Here is a 14,222-nt window from a genome sequence, read left to right as displayed (position 1 = left end):
GTGGAGCGCCGGTACGGCTCGCATTGTTGAATCCTTAAACTCATTTTGGTGGCGCCATGGCATCCCGGTTTTCGCTCGCAGCCAAATTGTATTCCATCTTCGCGCTGTTCGCGGTGCTGGTCGCGGCCATCACGGCCTTGTCCGACTACAACACCCGCCAGAACGCCGAACTCACAGAAGCGGTCGCAACCGCGAGCCGCGCGGCGCTCAATGTCGAGCGCGTCAACTCGCTGGTTTATGCGGTCGTGATGGAATCCCGCGGCGTCTACATGTCGACCGAGCCTGCCGTCGTGAAGAAATACGGCGACGGGCTGCTCAAGTTCAACGAACGCATTCTCGAGGTCGTCAAGAACTGGCAGGCGCTGGTACAGGCCGACGACGCCCAGCAATTCGCCACCTTCAAGAAGCGCATCGAACAGTTCATCGACTTCCGCAAGGAGCTGGTTCGCCGCGGTGTCGAGATCAACGCCGCCGCGGGGCGCGAATGGGGCGACAATGACGCCAACCGCGAGGTACGTACGGCGCTGAACAAGGACCTGGAGGCGCTTTCCAGGGTCTATGCCGAACGCAGCAAGCGGCTGGCGCAGCAGACCGACACCAACCACACGATGGCCTTTGTGCTGACCTGCCTCGGCGTCATGGCGCTGGCGGTGGTCGTTATCGGCGTGCTGATCATCGCCCGTTCGATCGCCCGCCCGCTTTCGGTCATCACCGCGACCATCAAGCAGGTCGCTGACGGCGCCGAAGGCGTCCAGGTTCCGCATACCGGCCGCGCCGACGAGATCGGCGCGCTGGCCCGCGCGATCAGGATCTTTCAGGAAGCGATGGAGCGCAACCGCAACCTCAATTCCCAGGTGCTGGAAGATTCCAAGGCGCGCGACGAGCGCACCCGCCACATCGAAGCCTCGGTCGACGCGTTCCGGGAAGCGATCGGCGGCGTCCTGCGCGCGGTCACCGACAACGCGACCTCGATGCGCGGCACCGCCCAGACCATTGCCAGCGTGTCATCGGATGCCAGCGGACGCGCGGTAGCCGCCTCCGGCGCGACCGAACAGGCTTCCAGCAACGTCTCCGCCGTCGCCAGCGCCGCCGAAGAGCTTTCCGCTTCCGTCGAGGAAATCGGCCGCCAGGTCCGTCAATCGGCCGGCGCCGTCGAGCAGGCAGGCCAGCGCACCGAGAAATCCGTCTCCGAGATCGAGGGCCTCGCGGCCGCGACCCAACGCATCGACGGCGTGCTCACCCTGATCCAGGCGATCGCCGAGCAAACCAACCTTCTGGCGTTGAACGCGACGATCGAGGCCGCGCGCGCCGGCGACGCCGGCCGCGGTTTTGCCGTCGTCGCCCATGAGGTCAAGGCACTCGCCGAGCAGACCGCCAAGGCGACCGCCGAGATCAGCCAGAACGTCAGCATGATCCAGACGTCGACCAGGAATTCGGTCGAAGCGGTCCGCGAAATCGGCAACGCCGTGCGCGAGATCAACGACGTGACGTCGATCATCGCCGGCGCCATCGAACAGCAGGATGCCGCGACCCGCGAAATATCGCAGAACGCGCAGCTCGCGGCGCAGGGCAACGGTACGCTCGTCGTCAATATCGGTTCGCTCAGCGACGCCATCGGCACCACCAACACGGCGGCGGCTTCCGTCCTCACCGCATCCAGCGAGCTCACGGCCACGGCCGAGACGCTGTCGCGCGAGGTCGAGAAGTTCTTCCGCAACCTGCGTGCCGATTCGTCCGAGCAGCCGCGCCGGACCGGCACGTAAGCCGACGCGCCCGATTTACACCCAAGCGTGAGGAGCCCGCCAATCGGGCTCCTGAAAGTTCGCCAAGGCTTCGGATTGACATCGTAGCAGCTTGAAGTGACCGTGAGCGGTTACGGTGCCCGACACCTTGATGAGGAGAGCCGACATGACAGCCAGGTGCTTCAGCGCGCTTGTTGCCAGTGTTGTTCTCATTTCATGTCCGGCCCATGCTCAAGGATTGCTCGGTGCAGCTACGCAGGCAAAGGACCTGACATTCCCCACGGTGCCGTCTACCGCCTCTGTAGATGGTTCACGCATGACCTTGCTGAAACCCGCCGGATCGGGGCCATTTCCCGCGATCGTCCTGCATCATCAATGCGCAGGCCTCCGCACGAAGGGAGGGCCGAATCGTTCGATGAGCGCCTGGGCAGAAACCGCGGTTCGGCAGCGATTCGTCGTACTCCTCGTCGACTCCCTCGGTCCGCGTGACGTCGATCTTGTATGTCTGGAGGCGAAGAAGGGGGTTAACTTCCCTCGTGGCGTGCGCGATGCCATGCAGGCTGCAGATCATCTGCGAACGCTCTCGTTTGTCGACAAACGGCGAATCGCACATGTCGGGTTTTCCTGGGGCGCGATGGTCGCGCTGCTCGGCAGCAACCGCGATTGGCGATCTGCCCTTCCTGGAAGCGAGGGCTTCACGGCGGCCGTCGCCGTATATCCCGGATGCTTCACGATCAAACCGAAATCTGGCACTCCGTATGAAATCGTTCAAAACCGCATTGACCGTCCTGTCCTGGTGTTGATGGGCGACAAGGATACCGAGACGCCGCCAGATGAATGTGTACCAAAGCTTCAAGCGGCAAAGGACTCGGGCGCGCCGGTTGAGTGGTACGTCTTTCGAAACGCCACCCATTGCTGGGACTGTGAACAGCTGAACGGATTTTCCAAGAGAGATTTCCGCGGCACCAAGGTGGTCTATCGTTTCGATTCCAGCGTAACCCAGGAAACGAGCCGGCGTATTTTTGAATTTCTGGAAAGAACCTGGACGACAGAGAAGCGAAAATAGGAATTATTTGTTTTCACCCTGGCTTGTCCGCTCCTGGCAGTTTTCGGATTTGGGGCGATGTCCGGCTTTCGCAAAACGCCGCAAAGCGAACGTGGACCAGGCGACGTTCAGCAATCTCGATTTTTGGCGAACGGCCTAAGCCGAGCGGACGGTGGCGAGGAACTTGCCGACCTCGGCCTTGAGGCGCTTGTTTTCGTTGGAGAGCAATTGCGCGGAGGCCAGGACCTGGGACGACGCCTTGCCGATTTCACCGGCGCCGCGATTGACGTCGGCGATGTTGGTCGCGACCTGGGTGGAGCCGAGGGCTGCCTGCTGCACGTTGCGGGCGATCTCCTGGGTCGCCGCGCCCTGCTCCTCGACGGCAGCCGCAATCGCCGCCGCAATTTCGGAAACCTGGCCGATGGTGCCGCTGATTTCCTTGATCGCGAGCACCGAATCCTGCGTCGCCGCCTGCATCTCGGCGATCTGGCTGGAAATTTCGCTGGTTGCCTTGGCGGTCTGGGTGGCGAGCGCCTTGACCTCCTGGGCAACCACCGCAAAGCCCCGACCGGCGTCGCCGGCTCGCGCCGCTTCAATGGTCGCATTGAGCGCCAGCAGATTGGTCTGTTCGGCGATCGTGGTGATCAATTTGGTGACGTCGCCGATGCGGTTCGCCGCATCGGACAATTCGGCGATTCGGGCGTCGGTCTTTTGCGCCTGAACAACCGCCTCGCTGGCGATCCTGTTGGAGTTCGCGACTTGCCTGCCGATTTCATTGACGGAGCTGGCCATTTCCTCCGTGGCTGACGCCACCGACTGCACGTTGGTGGAGGTTTCCTCCGAAGCCGCGGTGACGACGGTGGAGAGCTCCTGGGTGGCGGTGCTGCTGTTGGTCAGGATGGCTGCGGAATTTTCCAACTCGGACGATGCCGAGCTGACATTTTCGACGATATCGCCGACGGCGATCTCGAAGCTTTCGGCCAGATTGTGCAACTCGGTCCGGCGGGCGGATGCCAGTTCGCGGCTTTTTTCTTCGCGCTCCGCCGTCTCGCGTTCGGCCTTGGCAATGGCCTGCACCTTGAATTCCTGGATCGCGTGGGCCATCTGGCCCACTTCATCGCGGCGCTCGAGGCCGGGCAACTGGACCTCGAAGTTCCCGCCCGCCAGTTCGCGCATCGCCCTCGACATCGCCACGACGGGACGGGAAATGCTTCGACCGATCAGAAACGAAACGAGGATACCGGCAAGTGCAACGACCAGAAGGGCCGCCATCAGCGTCATCTGCTGTTGCTCGAGCTTGATCCCGGCACGGGCAATCTCCCGATCCTTGCTCTCGCTGCTATGCGTGATCAGGTCGTCGGCCAGTTTTTCGATGACGGCAAAGTTGCGTTCCGCGCCCTTGATGAACATCAGGGCCGATCCGGCGTCGCCGTCGGCCATCTCGATTGCGTTCTTCGATTGCTTGAGATAGCCCGCGACCGCAGCTTTCAGCTTGTCGAAAGTCTCCGGGCTGAACCCGCCCTTGATGCCTTCGACAGCCTTCAGCGCGTCGGAAATCTTGCCGGCGGCCGCAGAAGCTTCCTTGGCAACCGCGGCTACTTTCTTCTCGTCCTTTTCGTTGGCTGCGGTGGCAGCAAGACGATAGAGCTTGGCGTGCGCCGTCCACACCGTGGTGGTGAGATCGTTGGCCAGTTCCGATTGCCGTACCGGCCCGGACACCAGCGCATCGACGGCGGCCTGATTCGACCGCAACGTTTGCAACGCATAGGCGCCGAGCCCGATCAGGACGACGATCAGGAAAGCGGGCGCGAGCTGGACTTTCCACGAAAGGCCAATGTTCTTGATCCAGCCGAGCATATCACCCCTTCTGTGCGGCGATCGCCGCACAACAGCGCAGTGCTTGTTGCGGGATCAAAGCTTATAGACGCCCGCGCAGACAGCCGTATTGTCCAGCTTCTCGCAGTACATTTCTTTCGGCTCGACCTTCTTGCTCACCGGGTTGACGAACTTGTAGTCCTGCCAGAACGACGGCTGCTTGGCGGCGAGTTCGACGCGCTCCTTGACGTAGAGCTTGCCGTCGACGTCCTGGGCGTCGATCAGGTCCTTGCCGACGAACTTTTCGTTCGAGCCGTGCGCGAGCACTTTGCCATCGAGCTGATAGACCACGACGTAGAGGTCGCGATCATGGAACTTGCTGGCCTTGCTGGTGATCTCGGGATACGCCTTTTCGGCGCCCTGATCCTTGATGAAGGCAACGGCCTGCTTGACCATGGCGACGGCTTCATCCTTGCTCGCGCCACCGCTCGCGCTGGCGGCGCCTCCGAACACAAGCATGGCTGCCACGGCAGAAACGAAAGGCTTTGTTGACCAATTGTTCACGACTGTCTCCCGGCTGGATGGAACTCAATTGCAAGCGCATTTCCGCACACGTCATGATGGCAGCAAAAGAGCAAAGCTTCCGTTAAAATGCCTATCCGTAGGGCAGCGGGGATGGGCGTGACATTAGCGCGCATGGAGCGCTTTCCAGCCTCTGTCTGTAAGGGAAAGCCTGACAAGGCTGCGAACAGCCGGCCTCACTCCACCGGGAGCACGTCCACGGCCACGCCAAGCTTCTGCTTGCGCGACCCGACAATGATGCCGTCGACCGGCGAGACATCGGAGAAGTCTCTGCCCACCGCCAGGATGATGTGGTCGTTTTCGACCACCAGGTCGTTGGTCGGATCGAACCCGACCCAGCCGAGCTCAGCGCCGCACCACACCGAAACCCAGGCGTGGGTGGCGTCGGCGCCCTGCAGGCGCGGCCGCCCGGGCGGCGGAGTGGTGCGCAAGTAACCGCTGACATAGGCCGCGGGCAGACCCAGCCCGCGCAGGCCCGCAATCATCACATGGGCAAAATCCTGGCACACGCCGTGGCGCTTCTCGAACACCTCCCGGAGCGGCGTTGAGATCACCGTGGCCTTCGGGTCGTACCTGAAATCGTTGCTGATTCGGCGCATCAAATCGGCGGCGCCTGAAAGAATGCCACCGCCCGGCGGGAAACTCGCCGCGGCATAGGCGGTGACCGGTGCCTGCACCGGCACCAGCGCGCTCGCAAAGACATAGCCGACCGGTGAAGCGGGGCCGAGACTGCTGGCCTCGAACGCCACGTCGCGGATATCATCCCATAACGGGCTCGGCGCGGCGCGGTCGAGCGCCTTGCGCGACACCGAAACGCGCGAGCGGGAATCGATCCGCAAATTGCGATGCGCGGTCTCGATCAGGATGCTCTCGGTATGGGTGCCGAAAAAATCGCGCCGCACGGCGCGGTCCGCGGGCCGCGGCCGGATCTCGACCGAATGGGAAATCAATTGCTGCCCGTCGCCCGATTTCGGCTCCAGCCGCAGCGAGCACCGCGCGAAACTCACCGGGCTTTCGTAAGCATAGGTCGTGACGTGACGGATGTCGTAGATCACGCGAGACCCGTGAGCTTCTCCGGCCGGCTCGCATTGGGCCCGTGCGGGAAGTAATGCAGGCCGATGGCGTCGGCGAGGTTGAGCAGATCCTGCTCCAGCGCGAACAGGGTCTTGACGTCCAGCGTCGCGGCCTCGGCTGTCGTCAACGTCGCCTGCAACGCCACCGCCAACCGTTGCGGCCGCTCGATCAGGCCGTGCTCCTTCAGGCTCGGGAGTGCGGCGATGTGATCGTTCAGCGTCGCCACCTGAAACGCGACCGAGCGCGGATTATAGGGATCGAGCACCGCGAGATCGCGGACCGGCGCCAGCGCCGGGCCGACCAGATAGCGCGACCGATAGGTGATCTGGCAATCGACCAGCGTCAGCAGCACATCGAGGTCTTCCTCGCCGGCTTCGTCATAGGCGAATTGTCGCGCGAACCGCGCGGTGTTGATGGCGCGCTCGACACGGCGGCCCATGTCGAGGAAGCGCCAGCCCGCGGCGCGATTCATGTTTTCCTGCGCCAGGCCGGCGAGGCTTGCCAGTTCCTGCAACGTCAGTTCGGCGGCGCTGACGACGCTGTCATCGTCGTCGACCTGCAAGGCGAGACGCTCCACCATCTCGGTGATGATCTGCCAGGCGTCGGGCGAAAGCCGCTCGCGCAACGAGCTCGCGGTGCGCTGCGCCGATTTTGCCAATGACAAGGCCGAGCCGAATTTGTCCGGGCTCTGCAGCGCCTCGGCGACGACCCTTGCGGGGTTGGTCCGCGTCGCCTGCGAGGTCGCGCCCCATGTCACCAGAAGCCGCTGGATGCGCTCGACCGAGGGCAGCGTGGTCGACGATCCCTTGACGGGGTCGCGCATCGGCGCGCCGAGCGCGCGGATCAGCCGCAGCGTCGCCTCGGCGCGCTCGAGATAGCGGCCGAGCCAGAACAGATTGTCCGCGGCCCGGCTCGGGACCACGCCGGCGATGCGCCGGATGCGCACGGCCTCGGCGGCCGGCAGCAGCGTCGAAGCCGAGACTGCTTTGTCGGAGACAATCCAGACATCCGCCGACCGCGCGCCATCGCCCATCGAGACGGCACGGGCATCGGGCTGTTCGGCTATTCTGCAGAAGCCACCGGGCAGGATGGTCCAGCCATGGGGCGTTGCCGCGGCAAACACCCGCAGCACGAACGGACGCGGCGTGATCCGGCCCTGCTCCCACACCGGCGTCGTCGACAGCCGCACCAGCTCCTGGCCGACATAATCGATGCCGCGGTCGGCGATCGCCTGCCGGAGCCGGTCGCGCTCGGCGGGCGGCAATTCGCCGGCAAGCACGGGACCGTTGCCGGAAAAGCCGGGAACGGCCCGGCCGTAGGCGCCCTCGATCGCGAAATCCTCCAACCGCGACAGCACTTCCTCGCGCGCGGCTTTCTGGCCGCACCACCATGTCGCGATGTGCGGCATGATCAAATTCTCGCCGAGCAGCCGCCGGCACAGGCTCGGCAGGAACCCGAGCAGCGCCCTTGCCTCCAATACGCCCGAGCCCGGCATGTTGGCGACGACGACGCCGTTCTTGCGCAGCACGTCGATCAGGCCGGGCACGCCGAGATGCGACGACGCATCGAGTTCGAGCGGATCGAGGAAATTCGAATCGACCCGGCGCAGCAGCACGTCGAGCCGCTTCAGGCCGGCGACGGTGCGGATGTAGATGCGGTCGCCACTGACGGCGAGATCGTCGCCCTCGACCAGGAGGAAACCGAGATAGCGCGCAAGCGTCGCGTGTTCGAAATAGGTTTCGCTGAAGGCGCCCGGCGTCAGCAGTCCGATCCGCGGCTCGTCGCGGTCGGCGCTGGCGCGCAGTGAATCCCGGAATGCCTCGAAGAACGGCGCCACGCGCTCGACATTCATCGACTTGTAGAGGTTGGAAAATGCGCGCGACAGCACCAGGCGATTTTCCAGCGCGTAGCCCGCCCCCGACGGCGCCTGCGTGCGGTCGTTCAACACCCACCAGCGCCCATCGGGGCCGCGGCCGACATCGGCCGCATAGAGGTGAAGATGGCGGCCGCCGGGCGGTTTGACGCCGCAAACCGCGCGCAGATATTCGTTGCTGCCGGCAATCGCGGCCGCGGGCACCGCGCCATCGGTGACCAGCCGGCCCTCGCCATAGAGATCGCGCAGCACCATCTCGAACAATTGGGCCCGTTGGGCGATGCCCGTGGTCAGCTGCTGCCAATCGGCCTCGTCGATGATGAGCGGCAGATGGCTGAGCGGCCACAGCCGGTCGGCGGTCTCGCCGGGCGCGCGATAGGTGACGCCGGCTTCGCGTAAGTGCCGGTCGGCGGAGGCGAAGCGCCGCTCGATATCGGCCGGCGAAAGCGCCGCAAAGGCATCGAAGAAACGGCTCCACGCCGCGCGGGGCGCGCCGTCCTCGCCGATATATTCGTCGGGAATGCCGGGCAGCCGCGCATAGTCACGCATCCATTGCGCGATCCGGCGCTGGCCCGGACGGGCCTTGCTTTCCTGACTGTTGCCTTGGCCTGCCATTCCGATTCCCCGAGAGCGTCGCTCCCGATTAGATCAGGAGCGGCGTCCTCAAGTCGAGCGTCAAAGGGAATTCAATTGTGCGTTCCTCGGGCGGCGGGTCGATCCTGCCCGGGGTGTGGCCGTGGTCCTGAAACCGGGCCAGCCGCCGGGCTTCCGCCTCATAAGAATTGACCGGCTTGGTATCGTAGCTGCGCCCGCCGGGATGGGCGACATGGTAGACGCAGCCACCGAGCGACCGGCCGTTCCAGGTATCAATTAAGTCAAATGTCAGCGGTGCGTGAACCGGAATGGTCGGATGCAGCCCTGAGGCCGGCTGCCAGGCCTTGAAACGGACGGCCGCGACCGCCTCGCCGGAGCGGCCTGTCGCCGTCATCGGCATCCGCCTGCCATTGCAGGTCACGACATGGCGGCCTTCGACAAAACCGGTCGCCTTGACCTGCAAGCGCTCCACCGAAGAGTCGACATAGCGCACGGTGCCGCCCGCCGAACCCTCTTCGCCAAGCACGTGCCAAGGCTCGAGCGCCTGACGCAATTCCAGCGCAACGCCGCCATGATGGACGCGGCCGAACACCGGAAAACGAAACTCGAGCTGGGCCGAATACCATTCCGGCGAGAATTCGTAGCCGGACTGCCGGAGTTCATCGAGCACGCCGAGAAAATCCTCCCAGAGGAAATGCGGCAGCATGAAGCGATCGTGCAGCGCCGTGCCCCAGCGCACGAACTTGCCCTGCTGCGGTTCGCGCCAGAGCTTTGCGATCAGCGCGCGGATCAGGAGTTGCTGCGCCAGCGACATCCTTGGATCGGGCGGCATTTCGAGCGCGCGGAATTCGACCAGCCCGAGGCGGCCGGTCGGGCCATCGGGCGAATAGAGCTTGTCGATGCAGATTTCGGCCCGGTGGGTATTGCCGGTGATATCGACGAGGATATGCCGGAACAGGCGGTCGACCAGCCATAACGGGGCCTCGACATCAGGTGGCGGCACGTGGGCGAGCGCGACTTCCAGTTCATAGAGCCCGTCATGCCGGGCCTCGTCGATGCGCGGCGCCTGGCTGGTCGGGCCGATGAACATGCCGGAGAACAAATACGACAACGACGGATGGCGCTGCCAGTACAGCACGAGACTTTTGAGCAGATCAGGGCGGCGCAGGAACGGCGAATCCTGCGGCGTCGAGCCGCCGACCACGACATGATTGCCGCCGCCGGTGCCGGTATGGCGGCCATCGACCAGAAAGCGGTTGGCGCCGAGCCGAACTTTTGCGGCGTCTTCATACAGGCCGAAGGTGATATCCACCGCCTCGCGCCAGCTCTGCGCCGGCTGCACGTTGATCTCGATGACGCCGGGATCGGGCGTCACCTTGATGACCTCGACGCGGGGATCGTAGGGCGGCCCGTAGCCTTCGACATGAACCTGTATCTGCAGCTCCTCGGCGGTCGCTTCCACTGCCGCGATCAGCTCGAGATAATCTTCCACCTTCTCGACCGGCGGCATGAAGACGCACAACACGCCGTCACGAACCTCAACCGATGCCGCCGTACGAACCGGCTTCGGTTTTGGTTTGGGCTTCTGCGCCGGCTTCGCCGGTACGCCGTCCGCGACAGCGTCCTTGTCTTCGGCCGCCAGTTCGAGCCGCGGCTCCATCGGATCCTGCTCGACAATGTAAGGGTATTCTTCCGGCGGGACATGCGGCAGCGACGCCATCGGCAGCCGCAGCCCGAGCGGGGAATCGCCTGGGATCAGAAACAGATGGCCACGCCTGAGCTGCCAGCGCTCGCTCATCCAGCCCTTCATCGATCCTTGGGCATCGGCGTCCGCGTGCTGGATCGGCAGCACGAAGCCTTTAGGTTTGTTCAAGCCCTCATCGAATACCCGCGCCATGCGCGAGCGCTCTTCCGCGTCGGCGAGTTTGGAGTCGCTGGGATCGACATTGACCGGAAGCGCGGCTTCCTTCTGCAGCCAATGCACGGGGTCTTCATAAGCCGGCATCACGTATTCGGCGGCGAGACCAAGCCGCTTCGCGGTGCCTTCCATAAAGGCTTTGGCGTCTTCGATTATCGCCTTGCGCGGATTGTCGATCTTGGCGATCAGCTCGGCATTCTTCCAGATCGGCACGCCGTCCTTGCGCCAATAGAGGCCGAACGCCCAGCGCGGCAGGCTCTCGCCCGGATACCATTTGCCCTGCCCGTAATGCAAAAGCCCGCCCGGCGCAAAGCGGTCGTGCAGCTTGCGGATCAGCTCATCCGCCAGCGCCTGCTTGGTCGGGCCGATGGCGGCGATATTCCATTCCGGCGATTCCAGATCGTCGACGGAAACGAAGGTCGGCTCGCCACCCATGGTCAGCCGAACGTCACCAGCTTTGAGATCGGCGTCGACCTGCTCGCCGAGCGCATCGAGCCGCGACCAGGATTCATCCGAAAACGGCCGCGTGATCCGCGGCGCCTCACGAATGCGCTTGACGCTCATCTCGAAGCCGAAATCGACATTGGCGAAGCCGGCGCTGCCCGAGATCGGCGCCGCCGAGCGGTAATGCGGCGTGGCGGCGACGGGGATGTGCCCCTCGCCGGTCAGCATGCCCGAGGTGACGTCGAAGCCGATCCAGCCTGCGCCCGGCAGATAGACTTCCGCCCAGGCGTGCAGGTCGGTGAAATCACTCTCGACCTCGCGCGGGCCTTCGACCGGATCGATGTCGGGGCGCAATTGAATGAGGTAACCGGAGACGAAGCGCGCGGCGAGGCCGAGGTGCCGGAAGATCTGGATCAGCAGCCATGCCGAGTCGCGGCACGAGCCGGAGCCGGAGGCCAGCGTCTCTTCCGGCGTCTGAATGCCCGGCTCCATCCGGATGACGTAGCTGATCTTTTTCTGCAGTTGCGCGTTGAGCTCGACCAGGAAATTGACGGTGCTGTCGGCCTCGCGCGGAATCTCCTTCAAGTAAGCTGCGAACAGCGGCCCCTGCTCGCTGGTGGCAAGATAAGGCGCGAGTTCGGTCTTGAGATCGCTGGTGTACTGGAACGGAAAACTGCTGGCGTATCCCTCGACAAAGAAGTCGAAGGGATTGACGACCGTCATCTGCGCCGAGAAGTCGACTTCGATCTTGAGTTCGGTCGCCTTCTCCGGAAACACGAACCGCGCCAGCCAGTTGCCCTGCGGATCCTGCTGCCAGTTCACGAAGTGATTGGAGGGCGTGACCTTGAGCGAATAGCTCAGGATCGGCGTCCGCGTATGCGGCGCCGGGCGCAGGCGAACGGTTTGCGGGCCGAGATCGATCGGTCGGTCGTATTTGTAATGCGTGACGTGGTGTAGTGCGATGAAGATCGACACGGACCGGAGACTCCAGCGGCTTTTTTAAGCAGAACACTGGTTCCGGGTGGGATCAAGCACTAACAACGGGCACGGGGTGCCTGAAGTAAGGGCGAATGGCGAGTAGCGAATGGCGAATGGAAAGGCGAACTGCCCTACTCGCCATTCGCTACTCGCCATTCGCCTTCTCTCCCATCGTAGCCCCAAGCACCCAAGGCGCGCCCAGCGCCGCCGATCCTTGCTTTCGCCTTCGGCGCGGGTGCGCGTTCGGCCTATGCGGCTGGGGTCAATCGCTGCAGGAACTGGGTGACCTCGCGCCGTAGCGTCTCGACCTCACCATGAACACGCTCGGAGGCACTGTTCACCCGCGACGCCACGCGCCCGGTGTCAGCCGCGGCCTCGCTGATGCCGGAAACGTTGGTCGAGACCTGGGAAGTGCCGGCGGAGGCCTGCTGCACATTGTGAGCTATTTCGCGGGTTGCCGTCCCCTGCTGCTCGATCGCAGCCGAAATCGTTGCAGTGATTCCATTAATCTCTGCGATGGTTTGCGCAATTGCCTCCACGGCGGAGACCGAGGCCGCCGTCGAGTGCTGCATCTCGGCGACCTTGGTGCTGATTTCCTCAGTCGCCTTCGCGGTCTGGTTTGCGAGGCTCTTGACCTCGGATGCCACCACGGCGAAGCCGCGGCCAGCCTCCCCGGCCCGTGCCGCCTCGATGGTGGCGTTGAGCGCGAGCAGATTGGTCTGTCCGGCGATCTCGCTGATCAACCTGACGACATCGCCAATCCGCTCGGCCGCACCGGCAAGGCTGCGAATCTCGCTGCCGGCCCGGTTGGCTTCGCTGACGGCGCGGCCGGTACTCTCGGAAGACGAGGCCACCTGGCGGCTGATCTCGGCGATCGAGGACGCAAGCTGCTCTGCGGCGCTGGCGACCGTCGCAACATTGGTCGAGGCGTGGCTTGACGCAGAGATCACGCCCGCGGTCTCGCGGCTGGTCTTCTCCGCTGCTGCCGCCACCTGGCCAGCGTCGGCCTCCAACTCGGTCGCGGCGGCGCCGAGGCCGCCGGCGATCTCGTCAAGATGCGTGCCGAACTTTTTCGACAGATCAGCGATCTCGACCACCCTCCGGCCCAAGCTGTCAGTCCCCGAATTGATCGTCGTCGCCGAGCGGCGGAACGAGCCCGGCAATCCCCGCACAACGATCTTGCGGAAATGCTTGCCGTGGCTCGCATACTCCATCGACGCCGAGGCCTCGCGAACAAAGGCATCGGTGATATCAAGCATGTCATTGACCGACTTCTGGATCGTCCCGAGCCGGCCCGGCTGGCGATCCCCTAGAATGCGCGCTTCAAGATTGCCGCTGGCCGCCTTGCGACACACCTCGGCCGCCTCATCCACCACGCCCAATACGCGGCGCAGGGCCCAGATGGTGTAGCCGAGCAGCAGCACGATCGCGCCCAGCATGGCCGGCGTAGCGGGCAGTCGATCGCCGGTCAGGGACAGCGCCAGCACAACGGCGGCGAGAAGGCACGCCAAGCCAGCCGCCGCTTGCGCCTTAAAGAGAGAGCACAAATTCATCGTAGGCAATCCCCTGTTGCTTGAGCAGACCGACCATCACATCAAAACTGGCACACATGCCTTCCTTGGCGTTGACGTGCCGCGCCTCTTCCTCGCACAGCGCCTTGTAGATCGGCTTGATGCGCTCGATCGGCGCGCGATCGGGTTTGCGGCGATTGGAGTGATAGCCAACGATATGGCCTTGTTCGTCGAAGGTCGGCGTGACGTGGGCGAACACCCAATAGTGACTGCCGTCCTTCGCCATGTTGACCACATAGGCGAAGATCTCCCGCTTGGACTCGAGCGTGTCCCAAAGCAGCTTGAAGACGCAGCGCGGCATGTCGGGATGGCGGATCAGGCTGTGCGGCGCGCCCATCAGCTCGTTGTAGGAATACTTCGCCATGCGGACGAAGACGTCGTTGGCGTAGGTAATGCGGCCCTTGAGATCGGTCTTCGACACGATCAACTCCTCCTCGCCGAGGAGATTTTCCACGCCGGTGGGCCGTATGGTGTACGACATTTCTGGCTCGCTCCGTTGCGAGCGGCCTGCGCCCTGAAAGGAGACGAGCCCGCATCCTTTGTTCCTACGGCATCAATCTTAACCGGCCGTAAGCAAGGGGCGGTC

The 14,222-nt window shown here is 63.9% G+C and carries 9 protein-coding genes; 2 read left to right on the top strand and 7 right to left on the bottom strand.

Annotated features, from left to right (window positions below):
* The first annotated feature begins 56 nt into the window (after positions 1-56).
* Together JQ624_RS07840 and JQ624_RS07835 are read left to right on the top strand one after the other, a co-directional pair.
* Positions 57-1,763: a methyl-accepting chemotaxis protein gene (locus tag JQ624_RS07840; RefSeq protein WP_212418291.1), complete on the top strand. Its 1,707-nt coding sequence runs from the start codon at positions 57-59 to the stop codon at positions 1,761-1,763.
* A 145-nt stretch (positions 1,764-1,908) separates the two neighbouring features.
* Positions 1,909-2,808, top strand: a complete 900-nt coding sequence (locus JQ624_RS07835) for a dienelactone hydrolase family protein (protein ID WP_212418290.1) — start codon at positions 1,909-1,911, stop codon at positions 2,806-2,808.
* Positions 2,809-2,943: 135 nt separating this feature from the next.
* Here JQ624_RS07835 and JQ624_RS07830 read toward each other — a convergent pair whose 3' ends face one another.
* From JQ624_RS07830 to JQ624_RS07800, 7 genes are all read right to left on the bottom strand, one after another.
* Positions 2,944-4,644: a methyl-accepting chemotaxis protein gene (locus tag JQ624_RS07830; protein WP_212418289.1), complete on the bottom strand. Its 1,701-nt coding sequence runs from the start codon at positions 4,642-4,644 to the stop codon at positions 2,944-2,946.
* A gap of 54 nt (positions 4,645-4,698) precedes the next feature.
* The gene (locus tag JQ624_RS07825) at positions 4,699-5,121 is read right to left on the bottom strand and encodes a cache domain-containing protein (protein WP_212418506.1); all 423 of its coding nucleotides are present in this window, start codon (positions 5,119-5,121) and stop codon (positions 4,699-4,701) included.
* 239 nt (positions 5,122-5,360) lie between these two features.
* On the bottom strand, positions 5,361-6,239 hold the full coding sequence (locus JQ624_RS07820) for a transglutaminase family protein (protein ID WP_212418288.1): 879 nt from the start codon (positions 6,237-6,239) through the stop codon (positions 5,361-5,363).
* Complete coding sequence (locus JQ624_RS07815; protein WP_212418287.1) at positions 6,236-8,746, bottom strand: circularly permuted type 2 ATP-grasp protein; 2,511 nt, start codon at positions 8,744-8,746, stop codon at positions 6,236-6,238. The genes JQ624_RS07820 and JQ624_RS07815 overlap by 4 nt, the downstream gene beginning before the upstream one ends.
* A gap of 28 nt (positions 8,747-8,774) precedes the next feature.
* On the bottom strand, positions 8,775-12,062 hold the full coding sequence (locus tag JQ624_RS07810) for a DUF2126 domain-containing protein (protein ID WP_212418286.1): 3,288 nt from the start codon (positions 12,060-12,062) through the stop codon (positions 8,775-8,777).
* Between the two features lie 251 nt (positions 12,063-12,313).
* Positions 12,314-13,618, bottom strand: a complete 1,305-nt coding sequence (locus JQ624_RS07805; RefSeq protein ID WP_212418285.1) for a methyl-accepting chemotaxis protein — start codon at positions 13,616-13,618, stop codon at positions 12,314-12,316.
* Complete coding sequence (locus tag JQ624_RS07800) at positions 13,596-14,117, bottom strand: PAS domain-containing protein (RefSeq protein WP_212418284.1); 522 nt, start codon at positions 14,115-14,117, stop codon at positions 13,596-13,598. The genes JQ624_RS07805 and JQ624_RS07800 overlap by 23 nt, the downstream gene beginning before the upstream one ends.
* Positions 14,118-14,222 lie beyond the last annotated feature (105 nt).

This window comes from Bradyrhizobium sp. AUGA SZCCT0283, from assembly GCF_018130385.1.
Lineage (GTDB): Bacteria > Pseudomonadota > Alphaproteobacteria > Rhizobiales > Xanthobacteraceae > Bradyrhizobium.
The sequence above is the reverse complement of the archived record's forward strand: the minus strand, read 5'-3'. Positions and strand labels throughout refer to the sequence as shown.